The sequence below is a fragment of the Aeromonas sp. R1-1 genome (assembly GCF_040908495.1).
GTDB lineage: Bacteria > Pseudomonadota > Gammaproteobacteria > Enterobacterales > Aeromonadaceae > Aeromonas > Aeromonas veronii.
In genome coordinates this window covers 1-22,840 of sequence record NZ_JBFODV010000044.1, presented here as the reverse complement: position 1 = coordinate 22,840, position 22,840 = coordinate 1, and the positions used below count along the sequence as shown (strand labels likewise).

The window sequence follows — 22,840 nt, the reverse complement described above, 5'->3', positions numbered from 1 at the left end:
GCCACTTTCCGGTGCAGCACCTCATTCTGGGGGGCGATCATCTGGGCCCCAACCGCTGGCAAGGGGAACCGGCCGAGCTGGCCATGGCCCATGCCGGGGATCTCATCGCCAGCTATGTCGCTGCCGGGTTCAAGAAGATCCACCTCGACTGCAGCATGTCCTGTCAGGGCGATCCCGTTTCCCTGACCGACGAGCTGGTCGCAGAGCGAGCCGCACGGCTGGCGCAGATCGCCGAGCAAACCTGTCTGGCCACTTTTGGCGAGAGCGATCTGGTCTATGTGATTGGCACCGAGGTGCCGGTGCCGGGCGGTGCCCATGAAGATCTGGCCGAGCTGACGGTCACCACGCCGGAGGCGGCACGCCACACCCTCGAGGCCCATCAACAGGCCTTTAACAAAGCGGGGCTGGCCCATATCTGGCCCAGAGTGATCGGTCTGGTGGTGCAACCCGGCGTCGAGTTTGACCATACCCGCGTCATCGATTACCGGCCAGAAAAAGCGGCTCCCCTTAGCCGGATGATCGAAGCCTATCCCCACATGGTGTTCGAAGCCCACTCCACCGATTACCAGACTCCCGAGGCCTACCGCCAGCTGGTACGCGACCACTTTGCCATTCTTAAGGTCGGCCCTGCCCTCACCTTCGCCCTGCGCGAAGCGCTGTTTGCCCTTGCCGCCATCGAGGAGGAACTGGTGGTTGCCAAGGCCTGTTCAGGTCTGCGCAAGGTGATGGAAGAGACCATGCTGGAGCGCCCCGACTTCTGGCGCAGCCACTATCAGGGCAGTGCCAACGAGTGCCGGCTGGCCCGTGGCTACAGCTATTCGGATCGCATTCGCTACTACTGGCCCGATAGCCGAGTCGATGAGTGCTACGCCAGATTGCTGGCCAATCTGGCGGCGGAGCCCATCCCGCTCCCCCTGCTGAGCCAGCATCTGCCCCTGCAGTATCGCAAGGTACGTCAGGGCTCGCTCTCGGCCAATCCCCACGACCTCATTCTCGATCAGGTGCAGGAGGTGCTGCGGCACTACACCAGCGCCTGCACTGCGGCCTCTCGCCGCCATTCCCAGCTCGACCCTGTTGTATAAGGAGTTGCAGACATGATCCTTGGTTATTCAGAAGAGATGTTGCGCAGTGCCAATGGCCTGGCGACTGCCCGTGAAATTCGCCAGCAACCCGCCACTTGGCGCGAGACCCTCGCCATGGTCGAGGAGTGCCGTCCAGCATTGACCCGTTTTCTGACCCCCCTGCTCGCCCGGCAAGAGCTGCGCATCATCCTGACCGGGGCTGGCACCTCCGCCTTTGCCGGTCGGGCGCTCGCCCCCTATCTCTCGGCCCACCTGCATGCCCGGGTCGAGGCGATCGCCACCACGGATATCGTCACCGACCCGGCCGAGTATCTGGCCGAAGATTGCCCGACCCTGCTTATCTCCTTTGCCCGCTCCGGCAACAGCCCCGAGAGCGTTGCGGCGGTCGAACTGACCAGCCAGCTGCTCAGCCACTGCCACCATCTGGTACTGACCTGCAACGGTGAAGGGGCGCTCTATCGCCGCTGCCAGCAAGATACCCACTCTCTGGCCCTGCTGATGCCGCCCCAGACCAATGATCGCAGCTTCGCCATGACCAGCAGCCTGACCAGCATGATGCTGAGCTGTCTGGCTCTCTTCCTGCCAGAGCGGTTCAACCGCCAGCGCTGCGAGCAACTGGTCGCTACCAGCGACGCCATTCTGGAGCAGGTTGTGCAGCGCGTACCGGCCTGGAACGAGCCGTTGCCCGAGCGGGTCATCTATCTTGGCAGCGGCAGTCTGCAAGGGGTGGCGCAGGAGGCGGCACTCAAGCTGCTGGAGCTGACCGCCGGCCGTCTGGTCGCCATGTTCGATTCCCCCACCGGCTTTCGCCACGGCCCAAAATCGGTCGTCAACGAACAGACGCTCATCGTGCTGCTCATCTCCAACGACCCTTACACCCGGCAATACGATCTGGATCTGCTGCGCGAGCTGCGAAGCGATGGCAAGGCTGCCCGGGTAGTTGCCATCGCTGACCAGCGCCATCCCGCCATCGAGGAGGGGGAGCACATCTACCTGCCCCACACCCTGCATGGCGACGATGCCCAGCTCGCCTTCTGCTACCTGCTCTATGCCCAGTACTACGCCTTCCATACCTCGCTGGGACTGGGGATCAGTCCGGACAATCCCTGCCCCACCGGTCAGGTCAACCGGGTCGTACAGGGGGTCAATATCTATCCGTTCCACCAAGAAGGAGTGCTGTGATGCCCAATATCGTATTGAGCCGGATCGATGAGCGTCTGATCCACGGTCAGGTCGGCGTCCAGTGGGTCGGCTTTGCCGGTGCCAATCTGGTGCTGGTTGCCAACGACGAAGTGGCAGAGGACCCCATCCAGCAGAACCTGATGGAGATGGTGCTGGCCGAAGGCATTGCAGTGCGGTTCTGGCCGATCCAGAAGGTGATCGACAACATCCACAAGGCGGCAGATCGCCAGAAGATCCTGCTGGTCTGCAAAAACCCGACCGATTTCAACACCCTGGTTCAGGGAGGTGTCCCCATCTCCCGGATCAACGTCGGCAACATGCATTACGCCGACGGCAAGCGTCAAATCCACAAGACCGTATCCGTGGACGAACAGGACATCACCGCATTTCGCGCCCTGCGGGACGCCCGTGTCGAGTGCTATGTCCAGGGAGTGCCGACCGAACCGGCACAGGACATTTTCAATTTGCTCTGATTAAGGACAATTGTGATGGAAATCAGTTTGTTACAAGGTCTGCTGCTTGGCATCCTGGCGTTTTTCGCCGGACTCGACCTGTTCAACGGTCTGACCCACTTCCACCGTCCCGTGGTGCTGGGGCCGCTGGTTGGCCTCATCCTCGGCGACCTGCCCACCGGTATTCTGGTGGGCGGTACTCTGGAGCTGGTCTGGATGGGGTTGGCCCCGCTGGCGGGGGCGCAACCGCCCAACGTCATTATCGGCACCATAGTCGGCGCCACCTTCGCCATCACCACTGGGGTCAAACCGGATGTGGCGGTCGGCGTTGCCGTTCCCTTCGCCGTTGCCGTGCAGATGGGGATCACCTTCCTCTTCTCGGTGATGTCGGGGGTCATGTCCCGCTGCGATCGCATGGCCGAAGCGGCTGACGTGCGCGGTATCGAGCGGGTCAACTACTTGGCACTGCTGGCGTTGGGCACTTTCTACTTCCTCTGTGCCTTCCTGCCCACCTACTTCGGGGCCGAACATGCCAAGGCGGCCATCGACGTGCTGCCTGCCCGCCTCATCGACGGCCTCGGCGTTGCTGGCGGCATCATGCCCGCCATCGGTTTTGCCGTGCTGCTCAAGATCATGATGAAGAACGTCTATATCCCCTACTTCATCCTCGGTTTCGTCGCTGCCGCCTGGCTCCAGTTGCCGGTACTGGCCATCGCCGCCGCCGCGCTGGCCATGGCCCTGATCGACTTCATGCGCACCACAACCCCGCAAGCTCGTCCTGTTCAGGAGGAAACCGAAGATGGCATCTAACAACACAGCTGCGCGGATCATCTCCAGCGCCGAACCGCACAATACCCGGCCACAATCCGACGACACCTATGAAGATCAGCAGCTTGGCGCCGAGCTGAGCAAGCAGGATATCAACCGCTTTGCCTGGCGCTCCCTGCTGTTGCAGGCCTCCTTCAACTATGAGCGGATGCAGGCCTCCGGCTGGCTCTATGGATTGCTACCGGCACTGCAGAAGATCCACACCAATCCGCGGGATCTCTCCCGGGCCATGAAAGGGCACATGGGCTTCTTCAACACCCACCCCTTCCTGGTCACCTTCGTGATGGGGATCGTGCTGGCGATGGAGCGCTCCAAGCAGAACGTCAACAGCATCCAGAGCACCAAAATTGCCGTCGGTGCACCGCTCGGCGGGATCGGCGATGCCATGTTCTGGCTCACCCTGCTCCCCATCTGTGGCGGCATAGGGGCAGATCTGGCGCTGCAAGGCTCCATCATGGGGGCCGTGGTCTTCTTCCTGCTGTTCAACGTGGTGCACTTCGGCCTGCGTTTTGGTCTGGCGCACTACGCCTACCGAATGGGGGTAGCGGCCATTCCGGTCATTAAGGCCAACACCCGCAAGGTGGGCCATGCTGCCTCCATCGTCGGTATGACGGTGATCGGCGCGCTGGTCGCCACCTATGTGCGTCTTGGCACCACGCTGGAGATCACTGCCGGTGATGCGGTCGTCAAACTGCAGGCGGATGTGCTCGACAAGCTGATGCCCGCCTTCCTGCCGCTGCTCTACACCCTGGCGATGTACGCCCTGATCCGCAAAGGCTGGAGCCCGCTGCGCCTCATCGTCATCACGGTGGTACTCGGTATCGTCGGCAAGTTCGCCGGTTTCCTCTAATCCGGAGCCGGCAGCAAGCCGGCCCCTTTGCAGTAAAGGAACAGACTATGTTGGGCATCATCATTTGTGGTCATGGCGGTTTCGCCAGCGGTCTGGAGCGCGCCATGCTGCAGATCCTCGGCGAACAGGAAGCGGTTATCGCCATCGACTTTCCCGAGAGCTCCACCACCGCCCTGCTGCAGGCGCAGTGCGAAGCGGCGCTGGCAGAGGTCGACAAGGGGGATGGCGTGGTCTTCCTGACCGATCTGCTCGGCGGCACCCCGTTTCGGGTCGCCTCAACCCTCTCACTGCACCAGCCAGAGCGGGAGGTTATTACCGGTACCAACCTGCAACTGCTGCTGGAGATGGTGCTGGAACGCGATGGCCTCAGCGCCCGTGAATTCCGCCAGCAGGCCCTTGATTGCGGCCACCGGGGTCTCACCTCGCTGGCAGATGAGATGAGCAAAGAACGTCAGACAGATGCCGCTCTCGTCGAGGAGGGCATCTGATGGCCTCACGGATCCGTGCCCGTCGCTTGCTGACCGAACAGGGTTGGCTGGAACATCAGGAGCTCACCCATGAAGGGGGCATCATCACCGCCATTGCCCCCATCACGGATGGCGATCCGGCGCGGGATGTCGAGCTGCTGGTGCCCGCGCTGATCGATGGTCATGTCCACGGCGGTGCCGGTGTCGATGTCATGGATAGCGATAGCAATGCCTTGGCTACCTTGTCGATGGCCAAGGCGGCAGAAGGGGTTGGCGCTTTTCTTGCCACCACGGTCACCGCACCACTCCCCGAGATAGAGCAAGCCCTTGCCCGCATTGCCGATGGCGTTGCCCGCGGCATGCCGGGCGCCGAGCTGCTCGGCTGCTATCTGGAAGGCCCCTACTTCACGCCGGACAACAAGGGCGCCCACGATCAGGCGCTGTTTCGGGAGCTGGATATTGCCGAACTGACCCACCTGCAACAGCTGGCGCGCGGCAGCCTGAAGGTGGTCGCGCTGGCACCGGAAAAGCCCAACGCCATCGCGGCCATTCACCATCTTGCCGCAAACGGCGTGCGGGTGATGCTGGGCCACTCGGCGGCGGATCACGACACCACCATGGCGGCGCTGGCAGCGGGTGCCTCCGGGCTGGTGCACTGCTTCAACGGCATGCGCGGCCTGCACCACCGCGAACCCGGCATGGTCGGTGCGGGCCTTGTCCATCCCGCAGCCTGGCTGGAGCTGATCGCCGATGGCCATCATATCCACCCGAGCGTGCTCAAGCTCTGTCACTGCTGCGCCGGCCAGCGCCTGCTGCTGGTCACCGATGCGATGCGCGCCGCCGGTATGCCCGACGGTCACTATCTGCTTGGCAACTATCGGGTCGAGATGAAAAACGGTGTGGTACGCACCGACACCGGCGGTCTGGCGGGCAGCACCCTCACCCTGCTTGGCGCCGTACGCAACATGGTGCAGCTGGCGAACGTACCGCTCGATGAAGTCATCGCGATGGCCTCGCTGGCACCAGCAAAGATGCTCGGCATTGCCGATCGTCTCGGTTCACTGGCGGTTGGCAAACAGGCCAACCTGCTCGCCCTCACCACTGAACTCAATCAACAACACATCTGGGTAGCTGGCCGGGAGATAAACCCGACCCAGCTCTCCTCCCTTTTCTCAGGTTCTCGCGTCAATCAGGACACTCAGGAGTCACTATGTATCTGATCTCTTCCCATGAAATGCTCAAAGATGCCCAGCGCCGCGGTTATGCGGTACCGGCTTTCAACATCCACAACCTGGAAACCGTGCAGGTGGTGGCTCGCACCGCCGCTCGCATGCGCTCTCCGGTGATTTTGGCTGGCACCCCGGGCACCTATCACCATGCCGGAGTCGAGTATCTGGTCTCCATCTGTCAGGCCGCGGCCCATGAGTACCGTATCCCGCTGGTGCTGCATCTGGATCACCACGAAGACGAGCAGGACATCCACAGCAAGGTCGAAGCGGGTATTCGCTCGGCCATGATCGATGCCTCGCACTTTCCGTTTGAAGAGAACATCGAGAAGGTGCGCAGCGTGGTGACCTTCTGCCACCGCATGGGCGCCAGCGTCGAAGCGGAGCTGGGCCAGCTGGGCGGTCAGGAGGATGACCTCATCGTCGATGCCGCTCATGCCAAATTTACCGACCCGCTCAAGGCGGCCGAGTTTGTCCGCCGCACCGGCATCGACTCGCTGGCGGTGGCCATCGGTACCGCCCACGGCCTCTACAAGGAGGAGCCCCGTCTCGACTTTGCCCGCCTTGCCGCCATTCGCGAGCAGGTGGACATTCCGCTGGTGCTGCACGGCGCCTCCGGTGTGCCGGAAGCCGATGTGCGCCGCTGCATCGAACTCGGGATCTGCAAGGTCAACGTTGCGACCGAACTGAAGATCGCCTTCGCCGATGCGATGAAAGCCTTCCTTGGCTCTCATCCGGATGCCAGCGACCCGCGCCAGTATCTGGTGCCCGCCATGGCTGCCATGGAGGAAGTCGTCGAGGCGAAAATCCGTATGTGTATGAGCGATGGAAAGCTGTGATCACGAGAGCTGACTCGCCATGCCGTGATTGACTTGGTTCAGCTAAAAACAACAAAGGACGCCGTGGCGTCCCTTGTTGTTTTTGGCGGCCGGTCTCAGGCCGCGGGCCTATTTTGCAACTCAGATCCCCTGACGGGCTTCCTGCATCAGCAGGCGCATGTCGCTCACGGCTTTGGCCAGACCATCGAAGGCGGCGCGGCCGATGATGGCGTGGCCGATGTTGAGTTCATAGAGCTCGGGGATGGCGGCGATGGCCTTGACGTTGTGGTAGTGCAGGCCGTGACCGGCATTGACCTTCAAGCCCTTGCCAGCGGCATAGGAGGCGCCGGCGGCGATACGCTTGAACTCGGCGTTGCGCTCAGCATCGGTGGTGGCATCGGCGTAACGGCCGGTATGGATCTCGATAAAGGGGGCGCCACTCTCGGCAGCCGCATCGATCTGGATGGGATCGGCGTCGATAAAGAGGGATATCTGGGCCCCCACAGCAGAGAGGCGGGCAACTGCGTCAGTCACCTTGTCCAGCTGACCGGCCACGTCCAGACCGCCCTCGGTGGTCACTTCGGTGCGCTTCTCCGGCACCAGACAGACGAAGTGGGGCTTGATGCGGCAGGCGATGCCGATCATCTCTTCGGTCACCGCCATTTCAAGATTCATTCTGGTCTGGATAGTCTGACGCAGGATCTCCACATCGCGGTCGGTGATATGGCGACGATCTTCACGCAGATGCACGGTAATGCCATCGGCCCCGGCCTGCTCGGCTACGAATGCGGCCTGTACCGGATCCGGATACTGGGTGCCACGGGCGTTGCGCAGGGTGGCGATATGGTCGATGTTCACACCCAGATAGATTTCACTCATTGAGAACTCCTTGAAAGGCTTCATCTGTTGACTGCGCGGTCAGCGAATCACCCCGCGCCAATATCCGTATGTCTGTAATCTGTGTCAGCCTTGCATACTGGTTTTGCGTTTTACAAACAGCTCCCGGCTCTTTAGCTGACGCTTGCCCAGATAGGGTTGCAATGCCAGTCGGCTGAAACGTTTGGCCGCCTGCAGCAAGGGAGGGGTATCGAAACGTCCCTCGGCAAAGGCGAGCAGGTGGGCACCGAGAAACAGGGTACGGGGATCCGGCGCCCGCTCGCAAGCAACAAAGCCCAATTCACGCTCGAAGCCATAGAGTAGGGTCGGCTCGATGGGCGACTCGTCGTCCGCCGTGTATTCGAAATCCACCGCATAGCCGAGCGCCTGCAACAGCAGGAACTCGAAGCGACGCAGCGGCAGCTCCGGCGTCTCGCCGTCGGCCAGCGCCATGATGGCACGAGCATAGGCGTCGAATACTTCGGGGAACGGGGTGTGCGCTTCCAGCAGGTAGTAGACCAGCTCGTTGAGATAGAGGCCGTAGAAGAGGCGATCGCCGCCGAGACGCAGGGAGTGATCCGGGCATTCGACCTGGGTGAGGTTCTTGAGATCCCCCTTGCCGCGCCAGGCGATGGTGAGCAGGGTAAAGGGTTGCAGCAGCCCCTTGAGAGGGGAGCGTGGCCCGCGAGAACCGCGAGCCACCAGAGTAAATCGGCCACTATCCTGGGTGAAGACCTCGACCAGCTGGCTGGTCTCCCGATAGGGCCGACTGTGGATGACGAAAGCCGGGGTCAGCAATCAGTCGTCGCCATACCCGAGGCTGCGCAGGGCGCGTTCATCGTCAGCCCAACCGGATTTGACCTTGACCCACAGCTCGAGGTGCACCTTGTTCTGGAACAGACGTTCCATATCGAGGCGCGCTTCGGTGCCTATGGTCTTGATCTTCTCGCCCTTGTTGCCGATGACCATCTTCTTCTGGCCATCGCGCTCGACCAGGATCAGGCCGTGGATGTGGTAGAGGCCGTTCTCTTCCACCTTGAAGCGCTCGATCTCCACCGTCACCGAGTAGGGCAGCTCCTCGCCGGTGAAGCGCATCAGCTTCTCGCGGATGATTTCGGAGGCCATAAAGCGGGAGGAGCGGTCGGTCACGTAATCTTCCGGGAAGAAGTGGACGTTTTCCGGCAGCAGATCCTTGGCCCACTCGCGGATCTTCTCCACGTTGGTGCCCTTTTCGGCACTGATGGGCAGAATATGGGCGAAGTTCATCTGTTGTCCCAGCCACTCGAGGTGGGGCAGCAGATCTTCTTTCTCTTTGACGTTGTCGATCTTGTTGACCGCCAGCACCACAGGGCACTTGAGATTGCGCAGCTTGCCCAGCACCATCTCGTCGTCTTTGGTCCAGTGGGTACCGTCGACCATGAACACCACCATGGCCACATCACCCAGCGAACTGGTGGCGGCACGGTTCATCAGGCGGTTGATGGCCCGTTTCTCTTCAATGTGCAGACCCGGGGTATCCACATAGATGGTCTGGTAGTTCTCCTCGGTATCGATCCCCAAAATCCGGTGACGGGTGGTCTGGGGCTTCTTCGAGGTGATGCTGACCTTCTGGCCAAGCAGCTTGTTGAGCAGGGTGGACTTGCCCACATTCGGGCGGCCCACGATGGCGACAAAGCCGCAGTAGGTGGTATCTGTCATGACAGTTTTTCCAATGCTTGCTGCGCCGCGGCCTGTTCGGCCTTGCGACGGCTGGTGCCGACCCCGACGAGGGGACCATCCAGACCTTCCACGTCACACTGGACGGTGAACTCCTGGTTGTGTGCCTCGCCCTTGACGTTGGTCACAGTGTAGGTCGGCAGGGATTTGCGGCTTCCCTGCAAAATTTCTTGCAGACGGGTCTTGGGATCTTTCTGCTCGATGCCCGGCTTGATCTCTTCCAGGCGGCTGGCATACCAGCTCAGCAGCAGTGTCCGCACCGTCTCAAGATTGGTATCCAGATAGACGGCACCGATCACCGCCTCGACCGTGTCGGCCAGAATGGATTCGCGGCGAAAACCGCCGCTCTTGAGTTCGCCGGGACCGAGGATCAGGTGATCCCCGAGATCAAACTCCCGGCCCAGTTCGGCCAGGGTCTTCTCGCGCACCAGGGTGGCGCGCATCCGGCTGAGATCCCCTTCCGCCGCTTGCGGGAAACGGTGGAACAGATCGTCGGCAATCACCAGACTCAAAATCGAGTCACCCAGAAATTCCAGTCGTTCATTGTGACGGGAGCCGGCGCTGCGGTGAGTCAGCGCCCGGGTCAGTAGTTCCAGATCCGCAAAAACATGCCCGAGACGGGACTGCAGTCTGTTCATCTTGATATTCATTTACTTGATTCCGCCAATGCGGTTGAAGCGCACACCTGTCGGTACCCAACTTGGCAGCAGGGAGCCTTCTTCGCGCTCGAATTCAAAACTTATCCAGATAGCGACCGCCTTGCCGACCAGATTCTGCTCGGGCACAAAGCCCCAGAAGCGGCTGTCGGTGCTGTTGTCGCGGTTGTCGCCCATCACGAAATACTGGCCTTCCGGTACCACCCACTCATCAGGATAGGTGCCGGGCTGGCGATAGTAACGGCCAACCATGTCGGGCATAAGCGGGTTGCGCAGGGTCTCGTGGGAGACATCACCCAACTGCTCGGTATAGCGGTCAAGGGGGATCCCCATCTGGGTAAATTCGCCTCTTTGTTCAAACTTGACGTCGAGCTTCTTGAAGCCCGGGCACGTTTTCCCTTCCTGCTCCTCGCACTTGGGCCGGATCATCAGCTCCTTGTTGCGATAGATGACCCGATCACCCGGCATGCCGACCACCCGCTTGATGTAGTCAACGCGCGGTTCAAGGGGATACTTGAACACCACCACGTCGCCACGCTTGGGCTCGCCAGTCTCGAGGAACTTGGTGTTGGTCACCGGGTCCCGCAAACCATAGGCAAATTTTTCCACCAGGATGAAGTCGCCCACCAGCAGGGTGGGCATCATGGAACCTGACGGGATCTGGAACGGTTCAAAAATGAACGAACGCAGGATCAGCACAAAGGTGATGACCGGGAAGACCCCGGCGGTCTGTTCAATCCAGACCGGCACGGGGGCGACCTTGGCCAGGGTCTTCTCATCCAGGTGGGCACCGCCATGGGCACGAGCCACGGCAATCTTGGCGGCGCGCTGCTTGGACCAAATCATCTTGTCCAGACACCAGATAACACCGGTGATCGCGCAGACCACCACCAGGATCAGGGAAAACGTGCTTGCCATCTATTAATCCTTTCCGACGTGGAGAATCGCGAGGAAGGCTTCCTGCGGCACGTCGACACGGCCGAGGGACTTCATCCGCTTCTTACCTTCTTTCTGCTTGTTCAGCAGTTTCTTCTTACGACTCACGTCACCACCGTAGCACTTGGCGGTTACGTCTTTACGCAGAGCCTTGACGGTGCTGCGAGCGATGATCTGGTTGCCGATGGCCGCCTGAATGGCGATATCGAACATCTGGCGCGGGATCAGCTCGCGCATCTTCTCCACCACCTGACGACCGCGATACTGGGCGTTGTCTTTGTGGGTGATGATGGCCAGGGCATCGACGCGCTCACCGTTGATCATGATGTCCAGACGGACCATGTCGGAGGTTTCGAAACGCTTGAAGCCGTAGTCCAGCGAGGCGTAACCGCGACTGGTGGACTTCAGACGGTCGAAGAAGTCGAGCACCACTTCTGCCATCGGGATTTCATAGGTCAGTGCCACCTGCTTGCCGTGGTAGACCATGTTGGTCTGCACGCCACGCTTCTCGATACAGAGGGTGATGACGTTGCCCATGTACTCCTGTGGCAGCAGGATATGACACTCGGCGATCGGCTCGCGCATCTCCTTGATGCTGGTGATGGCGGGCATCTGGGCCGGGCTGTCGATATGGATGGTGGAGCCGTCGGTCAGCTCGATCTCGTACACTACGGTCGGCGCCGTGGTGATCAGATCCAGATCGTATTCACGCTCCAGACGCTCCTGAATGATCTCCATGTGCAGCATGCCGAGGAAGCCGCAACGGAAGCCGAAGCCCAGCGCAGTGGAGCTCTCCGGTTCGAAGAACAGGGAGGCATCGTTCAGGGAGAGCTTGTCGAGGGCGTCACGGAACGACTCGTAGTCATCGCTGGAGATGGGGAACAGACCCGCATAAACCTGCGGCTTCACCTTCTTGAAGCCAGCCAGCGCCTTGTCGGCACCATTCTTGGCCTGAGTCAGGGTATCGCCCACCGGCGCGCCGTGGATGTCCTTGATACCGCAGACAACCCAACCTACCTCGCCGCAACCCAGCCCCTGGGTATCCACCTGCTTTGGCGTGAAGATACCGATACGATCGACACCCCACACCTGACCGGTGCTCATCACCTTGATCTTGTCGTTCTTCTTCAGGGAACCGTTCTTGATCCGCACCAAAGAGACAACGCCCAGATAGGAGTCGAACCAGGAGTCGATGATCAGCGCCTGCAGCGGGGCATCCGGGTCACCTTCCGGTGCCGGGATCTTGGCGACGATCTCTTCCAGCACCAGATCAACACCCAGGCCGGTCTTGGCGGAGCAGCGCACCGCATCGACCGCGTCGATACCGACGATGTCTTCGATCTCCTCGGCAACCCGCTCGGGTTCTGCGGCCGGTAGGTCAATCTTGTTCAGCACCGGCACCACTTCCAGATCCATTTCCATGGCGGTATAGCAGTTGGCCAGAGTCTGTGCCTCAACCCCCTGGCCGGCATCCACCACCAGCAGCGCCCCTTCACAGGCCGCCAAAGAGCGGGAGACCTCGTAGGAGAAATCCACGTGGCCCGGGGTGTCGATAAAGTTCAGCTGGTAGGTGTTACCGTCTTGTGCCTGGTAGTTCAGGGTCACACTCTGTGCTTTGATGGTAATGCCGCGCTCGCGCTCCAGATCCATGGAGTCAAGCACCTGAGCCTGCATCTCGCGGTCGGACAAGCCACCACAAGTCTGGATCAGACGGTCCGACAGGGTCGATTTACCGTGGTCGATGTGCGCAATAATCGAAAAGTTACGAATGTGTTTCATCGAGCAAGAGTCACTCAAAATTAGTTAAGGTCAGTTATGGAGGCGCGATTTTACTGGATAACCCGGCTGACGGCCATTCTTTAGTCGCCAGCGCCAGTGAAATAGCGCCTGTTCAGTCAGGGGAGGATGCGGACAGGGACGACCACGCCGAGCATCTGCGGGCCGTAGCGCCCCTGATCCAGGCGGTTGGAAAAGTAACGAACCAGTAAAAAGCCCAGCACGCCCCCCAGCAGGCAGCAGAGAATGGTAATCCCCTCCCCGCCCGAGAGCAGCGGCGCCAGCCAGAGCTGCCCCAGCAAGGCGCCGGCCAACAGACAGAAAAGCGGCAGCACATAGACCAGCGCCGCCCCGCGCAGCAGACTCTCCTGCGGGATACCGAGCCTCACTTGCTGGCCAACCCGCACCTCGGCGGTCAGCCTGACCCGCAAGCGAGGAGCTTTCAGGGGAAATGCCTTGGCCACGGTGCCGGTACCGCAGTTGGACTGCTGCTGACAACCACTACAGGCGGAGCGACGCTCGCACTCCACCCAGGCATGGTCACCCTCAATGGCCACCACGGTCGCCAGCTCTTCACTCATCTCATTCACGGCAACACCTCGGGTTCACACAATCAGGGGATCTGACCACGACTCGCCACACTCGGCAAGCGGGGGACAACCCCGCAGCCCCCGTTACTGCACCGCTTCGTTGCGGGCTAGCGGCTGGACCGACTCGGCGATGCGCTTGGCGGTTTCGGCAGGCACCTCGCCGACCACGGTGATCTCGACCCCCACCTCGTTGACATAGCTCACCAGCGAGGTCGCCCCCTGGCGGATCAGCTGCTGGCGCACCGCCTGCTTGGGATCGACCCGGGAGACGTAGACCGAGAGATCCACCAGCCCGTCGGAGAGCATCATGTAATCCACCGGCATACTGGTGGTTACCAGCTGGTGCCGGTCTTGCGACAGCACCTTGAAGCCATCGGGCAACCAGGTGATCTGCCAGTTCAACTGCTGTTGCGGCGCCGGATAGGCATCCTCCAGCGCCAGCGCCGGAGGCTGCTTGCTGTTGGCCAGCTTCACCAGCCAGGGGGCCGGTTTGCTCTGCAGATCCAGTTCGACACCAAGTACCTGCTCCACCAGATTGCCTTCCCGCTCGACCATGTCGATCCGCAGCAGCAAGTGGCTCTGCTCGTCAATCCAGAGCACGAAACCATATTTATCGGCCTCTTTAGGCACCAGCCTCACCACCTGTGCCACCACACCGGCGACCCGACTGCGGCCGGCCAGCACAGGATCATAGCTCTCCAGCACCTGCGCCAGCGGCATCTTCACCAACGTCGACCAGATGCCGGGGAAGCGGGCATCCTTCAGGGTGTAGGGATCGTGGCTGTTTTCAAAGAAGGTGTATTCATTCTGGCGCTGGAGATACTCGATCGCCTTGCCGTCGAGGTAACTGAGGTGGGCCACTTCCTTGCCGTTGATCACGGCATGGCTGATCCGGATCGGTTCAAGACGCCCCTGACGGGCCTTAACCATGGACAACTCGAAATTCTGTTGCTGCACGGCACTCTGCATCTGCTGCAACAAGGCCTCGGCCGACTTATCGTCGGCCGAGGCCTTGGCACTGATCAGCAGGAGAGAGGCCAGCAAAATACGGCTGGACTGGCGCACGTTTGTATCCCTGACAATTCGTTATTGTTGGATCTGTCTGTCTTGCAACAGGCGCTGCTGCAACTGGTGGTCACGCAGGAAGGCATTGATCCGCTCCCGCTGCTCCTGCATCTGCTGTTCGGTCAGCCCCTGCTGACGGGCGCGGGCACCGTCCTGTTGCGGATAGTGAACACTCACCGGCGCCGCACTACCACCGATTGGAATGGTATTGAGCACCGGATTGGCCGGAACGCCATCCTGCCCCTGATACTGCTGCACCCCGAAGATAACGGCAGCGGCCACAGATGCCGCAATGGCATATTGACCCAGTTGCTGACCGACACGGCGGAACAACGGAACCACATTGGAATCTGTCTTGACCGGTGCAACGGCAGGTTGCAGCACGGGAGCCGTCTCGACCGGCTTGGGTGCCAGTATGGTGGGCTCATCCTCCAGCGCAGCCATGATGCTGTCACTGAGATCCAGTTGCAGATTGACCGGCAGGTCACCCCGCATGGCATCGCCGATCAGGTGGTAACGACCCCAGGTATCTTGCAAGTCGGAGTCCATCTCCAGCTCGTTCAGTACCTCTGCGTCACTCAGGTCACCATCCATCAGGGCAGAGATTTGCTCTTTATTTGCCATAAGTTAACCCGTCTTTCCCCAGTTAATTCTCAATCAGAGGTTGCAGCTTTTTATCGATTGCTTCCCTCGCCCGGAAGATACGGGATCTGACCGTACCCACTGGGCAATCCATGATTTCGGCAATCTCTTCGTAGCTCAGCCCTTCCAGTTCGCGAAGGGTGATAGCTGTCCTCAGGTCTTCCGGCAATGCCTCTATGGCTGAAAACACGGTGCGTTTGATCTCGTCAGTCAGCGCCAGGTTTTCAGGGGTTGAGACCTCTTGCAAGGCTTCACCACCACCATAAGACTCCGCTTCGTCAGCCTCCACATCACTGCTGGGCGGCCTGCGCCCCTGGGAGGTGAGATAATTCTTCGCCGTGTTCACGGCAATTCGGTACAACCAAGTGTAAAAAGCACTTTCGCCACGGAATGTCGGCAATGCACGGTAGGCTTTTATAAAGGCCTCTTGCGCCACATCGGGCACATCACCGGGATTGTTGACATACCTGGCAACCAGGTTGACCACCTTATGCTGGTATTTTTTTACCAACAGGTTGAAAGCTGCTTTATCGCCGCGCTGGACCCGTTCAACCAGCTGTTCGTCCAGTAGATTCTGGTCGCTCATCAGAGCCGTAAAACCCCCATCAGGTTATCGTTTTTCTTTTCCGGCCCTTCCTAAGCGCACAAGTTCAGACAGGGAGAATCAGAGAAAGTTCGCTTCAATTGAAAAAAATGTGATGCAGGCTGCATCCTCGCCCTCGCTTGGGCTACCATGGTGCCAGTTCTTAATCCAGGCCAATGATACTTATGAAAGCAAGTGTTGAATACCTTTGCGATGTACTGATCATTGGCAGCGGTGCCGCTGGTTTGTCCCTCGCGTTGCGATTGGCAGACCACGCCAAAGTCCTGGTTCTGAGCAAGGGGCCCATCAGTGAAGGGGCCACTTTCTATGCGCAAGGAGGCATCGCTGCCGTTTTCGACGAAACCGACAGCATCGAATCCCACGTGAGCGACACGCTCAACGCGGGCGCCGGGTTGTGTGACCCGGCAGTGGTGGAGTTCACCGCTCGCCACGCCCGCGAGTCCATCCAGTGGCTCATTCAGCAAGGGGTCCCCTTCGATCAGGAGGAGAACGCCGACGGCGAGTCCCAATACCACCTCACCCGGGAAGGGGGCCACAGCCATCGCCGCATCTTCCACGCGGCGGATGCCACCGGCAAGGCGGTGCAACTGACCCTGATCGATCAGGTGCGCGCTCACCCCAATATCCAGTTGATGGAGCGCTTCAACGCGGTCGACCTCATCACCACCCGCAAGCTCAACCTGCCGGGCAACAAGGTGCTGGGCGCCTACGTCTGGAACCGCAACGCCGAGCAGGTCGAGGTGATCCGCGCCCGTTTCGTGGCGCTGGCCACCGGTGGTGCCTCCAAGGTCTACCAGTACACCTCCAACCCGGATGTGAGCTCTGGCGATGGTATCGCCATGGCATGGCGGGCCGGTTGCCGGGTGGCGAACCTGGAGTTCAACCAGTTCCACCCCACCAGCCTGTTCCACCCGGACGACCCCAACTTCCTGCTGACCGAAGCACTGCGTGGCGAGGGGGCTTTTCTGCGCCGCCCGGACGGCAGCCGCTTTATGCCGGAGTTTGACGAGCGGGCCGAGCTGGCACCACGGGATATCGTCGCCCGCGCCATCGACCACGAGATGAAGCGGCTCGGGGCGGACTGCATGTATCTGGATATCAGCCACAAACCGGCCGATTTCATCATCAAGCACTTCCCGACCATTTATGAGCGTTGCCTCGCGGTCGGCATCGACATCACCAAGGAGCCGATGCCCATCGTGCCTGCCGCCCACTACACCTGTGGCGGCGTGATGATCGACAACAACGGCCAGACCGATATCCCCGGCCTCTATGCCATCGGTGAAGTGACCTACACCGGTCTGCACGGCGCCAACCGCATGGCCTCCAACTCCCTGCTGGAATGCGTGGTCTATGCCCATCAGGCGGGGGCCGATATTCTGGCCAAGCTGCCGATGAGTGTGGAGCCGCCGCGCCTGCCGGTGTGGGACGAGAGCAAGGTGGAAGATTCTGACGAACTGGTGGTGATCCAGCACAACTGGCACGAGCTGCGGTTGATGATGTGGGACTACGTGGGGATAGTGCGTACCAACAAACGCCTGGCCCGCGCCAAGCGTCGCATCGACCTGCTCAAGCAGGAGGTGCAGGAGTACTACGCCAACTTCCGCGTCTCCAACAACCTGCTGGAGCTGCGCAACCTGCTGCAGGTGGCCGAACTTATCGTCAACTGCGCCCTGCAGCGCAAGGAGTCTCGTGGCCTGCACTACAACCTGGATTATCCGGATATGCTGCCGGACTCCAAACCGACCGTGCTGACCCCGGAGCGGGATTAATCCCCCTTCCCGCAAAGCGTTGCACCAATCAGTGACCCCGCCCCGGCGGGGTCACTTGTTTTCAACCGCTTTTCAGCCACAAAAAGAGTGCCGCTAGCCACATGGCAGCAGCTTATCGCGATAAATCAGCACATGGTTATCACGGGAAGCAGGCGTCAGCGCCGAGACGGCAGAAAGTGGATGGCTCGCGCCAGCAGGCGGTAATGTTCGGGGGGAAGGGCATCGGAGAAGAGCCACAGTTGCCGTGGCGACACAGCTCCACTCTCTTGCGGTTCGGGACAAAGCGCCAGCCTGAGCACGCCGGGCAGAATGCGGCTTTTCTTGTCGAGCTGATAGCGACGACCTTGCCACTGCAACCACTGACCATCCCAGACAAGCTCGAACGGGGGCTCGGCGAGCGCACGCCAGCTCAGCCAGAGCGCCACCAGCCAGACGGGCAGCAACAGCGCCCACTGCCAACCGGCAATCAGGCCAGCCACCGGCCAGAGCAGCAACAGAAAGAGGGCCACCAGCAAATATTGCTGATGGCGGGAGGGGTGAACCTTCATGATCACCCGCTCCACGGTATTACCCCTGGCGGTCGTGGCGCGCCTGATTGCGCTCCAGGATCATCGGGATCATGGCGGCAAATGCGGGATCGGCAGGGACACCATGACCCATGCACCATTTGAACAGATCCGGATCGTCGCTCGCCAGCAGGCGGATAAAGGTCTGCTGATCGGCTTCGCTCAGGGAGTCGAACTCGTGTTCGAAAAAGGGCATAAAGATCACATCCAGCTCGAGCATACCGCGACGGCAGGCCCACTTCAGGCGGGATTTTTCAACTGGGCTCAACATGGCACTCTCCTTACAAAGACCGGGGGATGGTACCAGCTGGATTTTCCGGCTGACAAACATTAGTTACGTCTTTACCATGCAGCTCACATACTTTCTCTCTGGAATACCATCGTGAGCCTGCAACCACCTGTTTTTCCTGCCGAGCCGACCCGCTTCTCCCTGACCAAGCTGGCCATCACCCGTATCAGCGGCCAGGATCGCGTCAAATATCTGCAAGGTCAGGTCACCTGTGATGTCAACGCCCTGCAACCGGGGCAACAGACCCCGGGCGGCCACTGTGATCCCAAGGGCAAGCTGTGGAGCAATTTCCGCCTGCTCTGCCTCGACGACAGCCTGCTGCTGCTGACCAGCTCTTCGGTGCTGGAGCGCCAACTGCCGGAGCTGAAGAAATTTGCCGTCTTCTCCAAGGTCGAGATCACCGCCGATGAACGTCACGCTACCGGGATCGCCGGTACGGGCAGCGATGGCTGGATCGCCGCGCAATTTGGCCTTCTGCAGAGTGGTCTTATCGACGGCGGCATGGCGGTGAAGATTGAGCAGGATCGCTGGCTGCTGGTAAGCAATCAGCAAGCCGACGCCTTGCCGCAAGGTGACGAATCACTCTGGTGGGGGCTCGAGATCAAGGCGGGCCTGCCGCACATGGAGGCGGTGCATCAGGGGGAGTTCATCCCGCAGATGCTCAACCTGCAGGCACTGGACGGCATCAGCTTCAACAAGGGCTGCTACATGGGGCAGGAGACGGTGGCCCGCGCCAAGTATCGCGGCGCCAACAACCGCGCCCTGTTCCTGCTGGCGGGGACTACCGGTGAGCCGGTCGCCAGCGGCGATACCCTGGAGCTGCAACTGGGTGACAACTGGCGCCGCAGCGGCATGGTGCTCAACGCCTGGCAACAGGCCGGGCAGGTGTGGCTCACCGCCGTACTGCCGAAAGATACCGAGGCTGACGCCCAATTCCGCCTCAAGCAGGACGAAGGCTCCCGCCTCACCCTGCAACCCCTGCCTTACGCCCTGACCGAGTAAGGTCGGCTAGCGAGGCACCCGCGCCAGCAGTGCCTCCTTCAGCCAGCGCCCCGCCTGCCCCAGCGGGCGGGCGCGATGCCACTGCAGCTCCAGCGCCAGCGCGTGGCTGGCGATAAAGTCCGGCTCCAACACAACAACTTCACCCCGCTTCAGCGGTTGATGCAACAGAAATTCTGGAATGGCGGACCAGCCAAGGCCCCGCTTGACCAGCTCCAGCACCCCGAGATCCCCCTCGACCCACCACACCTGAGCCGAAATGCGAAACCGCTGGCGCTCGCTCCCTTCCCGTCGGCCGGTCACCATCAGCTGGCGTGCCCCCTGCAGATCGACCTCCCGCAGCGGCTGCTTGCGGGCCAGCGGATGATCCGGTGACACCACCAGCGGCATGGTCACCTCCCCCAGAGAACGGGCAACGATCTCCCGCTGGGGATGCACCTTCTGATAACTGATGCCGAGCTGGGCCCGCCCAGTCACCAGCATCTCGGTCACATCCTCCATCAGCGGGAAGAGCAGCTCCAGCTCCACGGTCGGGTAGCGAGTGGCGAACTCCTCCAGCAGGGTGCCGAGCCAGGGTAGGTGGGAGTCATCATCGATGGCCAGAGTGAGCCGCGTCTCCACCCCGGCCGCCAGCTCCCCGGCAATGGATTGCAATCGTTCATTCTGCGCCAGCAGGATCCCCGCCTCCTGCACCATGCGGGCCCCCGCCTCCGTCAGCTGCGGATAGCGGCCGCTGCGGTCAAACAGGGTGAGCGCCAGATCGATCTCCAGATTGGCGATGGCGCTGCTCACCACCGACTGCGCCTTGCCCAGCTTGCGGGCGGCAGCGGAAAACGAGCCGGTTTCGGCGGCCGCCAGCAAGATCCTCAGTTGTTCCAGTGATGGCGTCATCTTATGGCCCTCCGGCAAACTCTCTCATCCATCTATTTTAGCGATGGATACCAACATGAATCTATCGCGAAAGTTCTATAGATTAACCTGCAATTCGTGAATGAACCTGATTGAGAGAGTGACTTATGCGTACCCGTAACGATCGCCTGCGCCATGTCATTGGCTTTGAATTCATTGGCCTGCTGATTGCCGCCCCGCTGGCCAGCTGGGTTACCGGGGTCGGGCTAAACCATATGGGCCCGCTGGCACTGTTCTTCTCGGTGCTGGCCACCGTCTGGAACTACATCTACAACATCGGGGTCGACAAGCTGCTACTGAAGTATCAGGGCCATACCCACAAGACCCTGTGGCAACGGGTGCTGCATACCTTCGGCTTTGAGGGCGGTCTGCTGATCGTCGCGCTGCCGGTCATGTCCTGGTGGCTGAGCGTCAGCCTGCTGGAGGCGCTGGTGCTGGATCTGGGCTTCGTCGTCTTCTATCTGATCTATGCCTTCGTCTACAACTGGGGCTATGACAAGGTGTTCCCCATCTCCCGCGAAGTGCCGCACGGCATGCCCCAAGAAGCGCGCTAAGGCACGAATCCGTTGGATTGAAACCGGGAAGTGAAGGTCAACAAGGAAAGACTACAGAAGAAACGACACGGCCCCATCATGGCAGACATGATGGGGCCGCAACAGGGATCAGCGCTGGCAGGCCGGCTGATTCAGAGGTAAGGATTCAGGCCTGCCCGTCGCTCAAGCCTGGGCTTTGAGCTCTTCGCCGCTCTCGTCGGCAGCGGCAGCCTCTTCAGGCTGTGCCTGGGCAGCCTGCAGCGCTTCCAGCTCGCTCTGATAATCGCTCAGGATCTGCTGGGCAACCGCCATATCTCCCTTGTGTTTGCGCTCGAACAGATGGTGCTGCACCACGCCGTTGAGATACTCCACCGTGATGGGCTGCTCCAGGGTGGCCATCAGCTCCTCTTTCTCCAGCTCGGCATTGATTTCATCGGCGGTCGTGCGCAGCAGCCCGGCCAATTGAACCAACATGCGGCGCTCACCTTCGCGCAGCAGGCTCAACATGCGGTTTCTCTGCTGCTCATTCTGTTGGGTCATACATTTCCTTACGTCAATTGGGAACAAGCCCGCTCATTCTGCCCTGTCCCCATGACAGCGTCTATCTCATGCCCCCCACAAATTTTTGGCGCTGGCTCACAAATGGCTACAGATGCTATTTGAAGCGGCTCTGGGGTATAGTAGCCGCTGATTTTCAGGCGCTTTTTTCACCTTCATCCGCAGACAGGGATGAGACGGCAAGGGCGCCTGCCCGGTTTACCCCAACGAGGTGAAGATCCGCTTTATGACCGACGCCATTGTGGTGCTCTGCACCTGCCCAGATCAAACCAGTGCCGACCTTCTCTGCGAACAGCTGCTGAACCAGCAGTTGGCCGCCTGCATCAATCAACTGCCGGGCATTACCTCCGTCTATCGTTGGCAAGGCAAGGTGGAGCGCGCCACCGAGATCCAGCTCATCATCAAATCCCGCCAGTCGCGCTTTGCCGAGCTGCAGGCATGTATTCAGGCCAATCACCCCTATGAAGTGCCCGAGCTGCTGGCTCTGCCGGTGAGTGCCGGACTACCCGCCTATCTCGACTGGCTCAATGGGGAGACCTCATGACATTCACCCGCTTGCTCTCTCCCCTGTTGCTGCTCTGTGCCCTGTTGACGACAGCGGTGGGCAGCTCCCCTGCCCACGCCAGCGGAGCCGATCTGCTCAGCTCGCTGGGCATTGAAGCCAATGCCAAACCCAAATTTTTGCAGGTCGATGAGGCCTTTCAGATCGAGAGCGAACAGCGCGGCGATCAGCTGCTGCTGACCCTCCACATCGCCGATGATTACTACCTCTATCGCCACAGCCTGCGCTTCAAGGGGAACAACCTCACCTTCAGCGAGCCAGCTCTGCCGGAAGGCACCGAGCACGAGGATGATTTCTTCGGCAAGACCCGGGTCTACTACCAGCAGGTGAGCATCGCGGTGCCGCTAAAGGAGGTGGGGGAAAATGCCACCCTGCGGGTGCGCTATCAGGGCTGTACCGACGGCCTCTGCTATCCACCGACCGACAAGCTGATCGATGTGGCCCCGCTGGTCACGGCAACCACAGCGTCAACTGCTGATACGGCACAAAGCGTCGCACCGGTTAGCCAGCAGGATCTGCTGGCCGCCGCCCTCGGTAATCAGGGTTTTTGGCTCAGCATCGTCGCCTTCTTCGCGCTGGGGCTGGGGCTCGCCTTCACCCCCTGCGTCTTCCCCATGTATCCCATTCTGACCGGCATCATCGCCGGTGCTGGCCATCGCCTCTCCACCGGTCGCGCCTTCCTGCTCTCCTTTGTCTATGTCCAGGGGATGGCGGTCACCTACACCTTGCTCGGACTGGTAGTGGCCTCGGCTGGGCTGAAATTCCAGGCGGCGCTGCAACACCCCTATGTGCTGATCGGCCTCTCGGTGATGTTCGTGCTGCTGGCCCTCTCCATGTTCGGACTCTATACCCTGCAACTGCCGAGCGGTTTGCAAACCCGTCTCTC

27 protein-coding genes are annotated in these 22,840 nt (G+C 60.7%); 13 read left to right on the top strand and 14 right to left on the bottom strand.

From position 1 onward, the window contains the following. From AB5Y92_RS02250 to AB5Y92_RS02215, 8 genes are all read left to right on the top strand, one after another. A partial coding sequence (locus tag AB5Y92_RS02250) for a class II D-tagatose-bisphosphate aldolase, non-catalytic subunit (protein WP_368225388.1) occupies positions 1-1,082 on the top strand: 1,082 nt, incomplete at its 5' end. A 12-nt stretch (positions 1,083-1,094) separates the two neighbouring features. Then, the gene (locus tag AB5Y92_RS02245) at positions 1,095-2,264 is read left to right on the top strand and encodes an SIS domain-containing protein (RefSeq protein ID WP_368225386.1); all 1,170 of its coding nucleotides are present in this window, start codon (positions 1,095-1,097) and stop codon (positions 2,262-2,264) included. Continuing rightward, positions 2,264-2,737, top strand: coding sequence for a PTS N-acetylgalactosamine transporter subunit IIB (gene agaV, locus AB5Y92_RS02240; RefSeq protein WP_323070469.1), 474 nt, complete (start codon positions 2,264-2,266; stop codon positions 2,735-2,737). Before AB5Y92_RS02245 ends, agaV begins: the two co-directional genes overlap by 1 nt. Positions 2,738-2,752: 15 nt before the next feature. Further along, positions 2,753-3,526, top strand: coding sequence for a PTS N-acetylgalactosamine transporter subunit IIC (gene agaW / locus AB5Y92_RS02235; protein ID WP_005354369.1), 774 nt, complete (start codon positions 2,753-2,755; stop codon positions 3,524-3,526). Further along, the gene (gene agaE, locus AB5Y92_RS02230; protein ID WP_368225383.1) at positions 3,516-4,394 is read left to right on the top strand and encodes a PTS N-acetylgalactosamine transporter subunit IID; all 879 of its coding nucleotides are present in this window, start codon (positions 3,516-3,518) and stop codon (positions 4,392-4,394) included. The genes agaW and agaE overlap by 11 nt, the downstream gene beginning before the upstream one ends. Before the next feature lie 47 nt (positions 4,395-4,441). Next, positions 4,442-4,882 (top strand): PTS galactosamine/N-acetylgalactosamine transporter subunit IIA, encoded by a 441-nt coding sequence (agaF, locus tag AB5Y92_RS02225; RefSeq protein ID WP_368225381.1) that lies wholly within the window; start codon positions 4,442-4,444, stop codon positions 4,880-4,882. Further along, positions 4,882-6,081: an N-acetylglucosamine-6-phosphate deacetylase gene (gene nagA, locus AB5Y92_RS02220; protein WP_368225379.1), complete on the top strand. Its 1,200-nt coding sequence runs from the start codon at positions 4,882-4,884 to the stop codon at positions 6,079-6,081. Before agaF ends, nagA begins: the two co-directional genes overlap by 1 nt. Then, complete coding sequence (locus AB5Y92_RS02215; protein ID WP_203118760.1) at positions 6,072-6,926, top strand: tagatose bisphosphate family class II aldolase; 855 nt, start codon at positions 6,072-6,074, stop codon at positions 6,924-6,926. The genes nagA and AB5Y92_RS02215 overlap by 10 nt, the downstream gene beginning before the upstream one ends. A 120-nt stretch (positions 6,927-7,046) precedes the next feature. Here AB5Y92_RS02215 and pdxJ read toward each other — a convergent pair whose 3' ends face one another. From pdxJ to rpoE, 10 genes are all read right to left on the bottom strand, one after another. After that, on the bottom strand, positions 7,047-7,784 hold the full coding sequence (gene pdxJ / locus AB5Y92_RS02210; protein ID WP_368225377.1) for a pyridoxine 5'-phosphate synthase: 738 nt from the start codon (positions 7,782-7,784) through the stop codon (positions 7,047-7,049). An 84-nt stretch (positions 7,785-7,868) separates the two neighbouring features. After that, positions 7,869-8,579: a DNA repair protein RecO gene (gene recO / locus AB5Y92_RS02205; protein WP_368225376.1), complete on the bottom strand. Its 711-nt coding sequence runs from the start codon at positions 8,577-8,579 to the stop codon at positions 7,869-7,871. Beyond that, on the bottom strand, positions 8,580-9,479 hold the full coding sequence (gene era, locus AB5Y92_RS02200; protein WP_042053921.1) for a GTPase Era: 900 nt from the start codon (positions 9,477-9,479) through the stop codon (positions 8,580-8,582). Then, complete coding sequence (rnc, locus tag AB5Y92_RS02195) at positions 9,476-10,147, bottom strand: ribonuclease III (RefSeq protein ID WP_005335394.1); 672 nt, start codon at positions 10,145-10,147, stop codon at positions 9,476-9,478. The genes era and rnc overlap by 4 nt, the downstream gene beginning before the upstream one ends. Next, positions 10,148-11,071, bottom strand: a complete 924-nt coding sequence (lepB, locus tag AB5Y92_RS02190) for a signal peptidase I (protein ID WP_005335395.1) — start codon at positions 11,069-11,071, stop codon at positions 10,148-10,150. It lies immediately after the preceding gene. A 3-nt stretch (positions 11,072-11,074) separates the two neighbouring features. Next, positions 11,075-12,868 (bottom strand): translation elongation factor 4, encoded by a 1,794-nt coding sequence (gene lepA / locus AB5Y92_RS02185; RefSeq protein WP_005335396.1) that lies wholly within the window; start codon positions 12,866-12,868, stop codon positions 11,075-11,077. 116 nt (positions 12,869-12,984) lie between these two features. After that, a complete protein-coding gene (locus AB5Y92_RS02180; protein ID WP_040068038.1) occupies positions 12,985-13,446 on the bottom strand; it encodes a SoxR reducing system RseC family protein in 462 nt (153 codons plus the stop codon). Positions 13,447-13,539: 93 nt separating this feature from the next. After that, the gene (locus AB5Y92_RS02175) at positions 13,540-14,520 is read right to left on the bottom strand and encodes a MucB/RseB C-terminal domain-containing protein (protein ID WP_005335407.1); all 981 of its coding nucleotides are present in this window, start codon (positions 14,518-14,520) and stop codon (positions 13,540-13,542) included. Between the two features lie 21 nt (positions 14,521-14,541). Then, on the bottom strand, positions 14,542-15,144 hold the full coding sequence (locus AB5Y92_RS02170) for an RseA family anti-sigma factor (protein ID WP_005335409.1): 603 nt from the start codon (positions 15,142-15,144) through the stop codon (positions 14,542-14,544). Positions 15,145-15,166: 22 nt separating this feature from the next. Further along, complete coding sequence (rpoE, locus tag AB5Y92_RS02165; RefSeq protein WP_005335411.1) at positions 15,167-15,748, bottom strand: RNA polymerase sigma factor RpoE; 582 nt, start codon at positions 15,746-15,748, stop codon at positions 15,167-15,169. 182 nt (positions 15,749-15,930) lie between these two features. Here rpoE and nadB point away from each other — a divergent pair, with 182 nt between their 5' ends. Next, a complete protein-coding gene (gene nadB, locus AB5Y92_RS02160; protein ID WP_150998872.1) occupies positions 15,931-17,538 on the top strand; it encodes an L-aspartate oxidase in 1,608 nt (535 codons plus the stop codon). Positions 17,539-17,693: 155 nt separating this feature from the next. Here nadB and AB5Y92_RS02155 read toward each other — a convergent pair whose 3' ends face one another. After that, positions 17,694-18,086, bottom strand: a complete 393-nt coding sequence (locus AB5Y92_RS02155) for a protein YgfX (protein ID WP_150998869.1) — start codon at positions 18,084-18,086, stop codon at positions 17,694-17,696. 19 nt (positions 18,087-18,105) lie between these two features. Further along, a complete protein-coding gene (locus AB5Y92_RS02150; RefSeq protein ID WP_005335417.1) occupies positions 18,106-18,375 on the bottom strand; it encodes a succinate dehydrogenase assembly factor 2 in 270 nt (89 codons plus the stop codon). A gap of 111 nt (positions 18,376-18,486) precedes the next feature. Between AB5Y92_RS02150 and ygfZ the strand changes: the two genes are divergently transcribed. Beyond that, complete coding sequence (gene ygfZ, locus AB5Y92_RS02145) at positions 18,487-19,395, top strand: tRNA-modifying protein YgfZ (RefSeq protein WP_191966374.1); 909 nt, start codon at positions 18,487-18,489, stop codon at positions 19,393-19,395. 6 nt (positions 19,396-19,401) lie between these two features. Here the strand turns inward: ygfZ and AB5Y92_RS02140 are convergent, their stop codons facing one another. Then, on the bottom strand, positions 19,402-20,283 hold the full coding sequence (locus AB5Y92_RS02140; protein ID WP_150998867.1) for a LysR family transcriptional regulator: 882 nt from the start codon (positions 20,281-20,283) through the stop codon (positions 19,402-19,404). 125 nt (positions 20,284-20,408) lie between these two features. On the opposite strand from AB5Y92_RS02140, the gene AB5Y92_RS02135 reads away from it, so the two are divergent. Next, positions 20,409-20,855, top strand: a complete 447-nt coding sequence (locus AB5Y92_RS02135) for a PACE efflux transporter (RefSeq protein WP_368225374.1) — start codon at positions 20,409-20,411, stop codon at positions 20,853-20,855. Between the two features lie 162 nt (positions 20,856-21,017). On the opposite strand, the gene AB5Y92_RS02130 is transcribed toward AB5Y92_RS02135, so the two are convergent. Beyond that, entirely contained in the window at positions 21,018-21,374 is a 357-nt protein-coding gene (locus AB5Y92_RS02130; protein ID WP_005362699.1) for a hypothetical protein, read from the bottom strand. 244 nt (positions 21,375-21,618) lie between these two features. Between AB5Y92_RS02130 and cutA the strand changes: the two genes are divergently transcribed. Continuing rightward, entirely contained in the window at positions 21,619-21,936 is a 318-nt protein-coding gene (cutA, locus tag AB5Y92_RS02125) for a divalent-cation tolerance protein CutA (RefSeq protein ID WP_164537618.1), read from the top strand. Continuing rightward, on the top strand, positions 21,933-22,840 hold a 908-nt coding region (dsbD, locus tag AB5Y92_RS02120), incomplete at its 3' end, for a protein-disulfide reductase DsbD (RefSeq protein ID WP_368225372.1). The genes cutA and dsbD, both read left to right, overlap by 4 nt.

Coding starts and splice junctions, on each gene's coding strand:
- AB5Y92_RS02245 (WP_368225386.1), top strand. CDS start 1,095: ATGATCCTTGGTTATTCAGAAGAGATGTTGCGCAGTGCCAATGGCCTG.
- agaV (WP_323070469.1), top strand. CDS start 2,264: ATGCCCAATATCGTATTGAGCCGGATCGATGAGCGTCTGATCCACGGT.
- agaW (WP_005354369.1), top strand. CDS start 2,753: ATGGAAATCAGTTTGTTACAAGGTCTGCTGCTTGGCATCCTGGCGTTT.
- agaE (WP_368225383.1), top strand. CDS start 3,516: ATGGCATCTAACAACACAGCTGCGCGGATCATCTCCAGCGCCGAACCG.
- agaF (WP_368225381.1), top strand. CDS start 4,442: ATGTTGGGCATCATCATTTGTGGTCATGGCGGTTTCGCCAGCGGTCTG.
- nagA (WP_368225379.1), top strand. CDS start 4,882: ATGGCCTCACGGATCCGTGCCCGTCGCTTGCTGACCGAACAGGGTTGG.
- AB5Y92_RS02215 (WP_203118760.1), top strand. CDS start 6,072: ATGTATCTGATCTCTTCCCATGAAATGCTCAAAGATGCCCAGCGCCGC.
- pdxJ (WP_368225377.1), bottom strand. CDS start 7,784: ATGAGTGAAATCTATCTGGGTGTGAACATCGACCATATCGCCACCCTG.
- era (WP_042053921.1), bottom strand. CDS start 9,479: ATGACAGATACCACCTACTGCGGCTTTGTCGCCATCGTGGGCCGCCCG.
- rnc (WP_005335394.1), bottom strand. CDS start 10,147: ATGAATATCAAGATGAACAGACTGCAGTCCCGTCTCGGGCATGTTTTT.
- lepB (WP_005335395.1), bottom strand. CDS start 11,071: ATGGCAAGCACGTTTTCCCTGATCCTGGTGGTGGTCTGCGCGATCACC.
- lepA (WP_005335396.1), bottom strand. CDS start 12,868: ATGAAACACATTCGTAACTTTTCGATTATTGCGCACATCGACCACGGT.
- AB5Y92_RS02180 (WP_040068038.1), bottom strand. CDS start 13,446: ATGAGTGAAGAGCTGGCGACCGTGGTGGCCATTGAGGGTGACCATGCC.
- AB5Y92_RS02170 (WP_005335409.1), bottom strand. CDS start 15,144: ATGGCAAATAAAGAGCAAATCTCTGCCCTGATGGATGGTGACCTGAGT.
- rpoE (WP_005335411.1), bottom strand. CDS start 15,748: ATGAGCGACCAGAATCTACTGGACGAACAGCTGGTTGAACGGGTCCAG.
- nadB (WP_150998872.1), top strand. CDS start 15,931: ATGAAAGCAAGTGTTGAATACCTTTGCGATGTACTGATCATTGGCAGC.
- AB5Y92_RS02155 (WP_150998869.1), bottom strand. CDS start 18,086: ATGAAGGTTCACCCCTCCCGCCATCAGCAATATTTGCTGGTGGCCCTC.
- AB5Y92_RS02150 (WP_005335417.1), bottom strand. CDS start 18,375: ATGTTGAGCCCAGTTGAAAAATCCCGCCTGAAGTGGGCCTGCCGTCGC.
- AB5Y92_RS02140 (WP_150998867.1), bottom strand. CDS start 20,283: ATGACGCCATCACTGGAACAACTGAGGATCTTGCTGGCGGCCGCCGAA.
- AB5Y92_RS02135 (WP_368225374.1), top strand. CDS start 20,409: ATGCGTACCCGTAACGATCGCCTGCGCCATGTCATTGGCTTTGAATTC.
- AB5Y92_RS02130 (WP_005362699.1), bottom strand. CDS start 21,374: ATGACCCAACAGAATGAGCAGCAGAGAAACCGCATGTTGAGCCTGCTG.
- cutA (WP_164537618.1), top strand. CDS start 21,619: ATGACCGACGCCATTGTGGTGCTCTGCACCTGCCCAGATCAAACCAGT.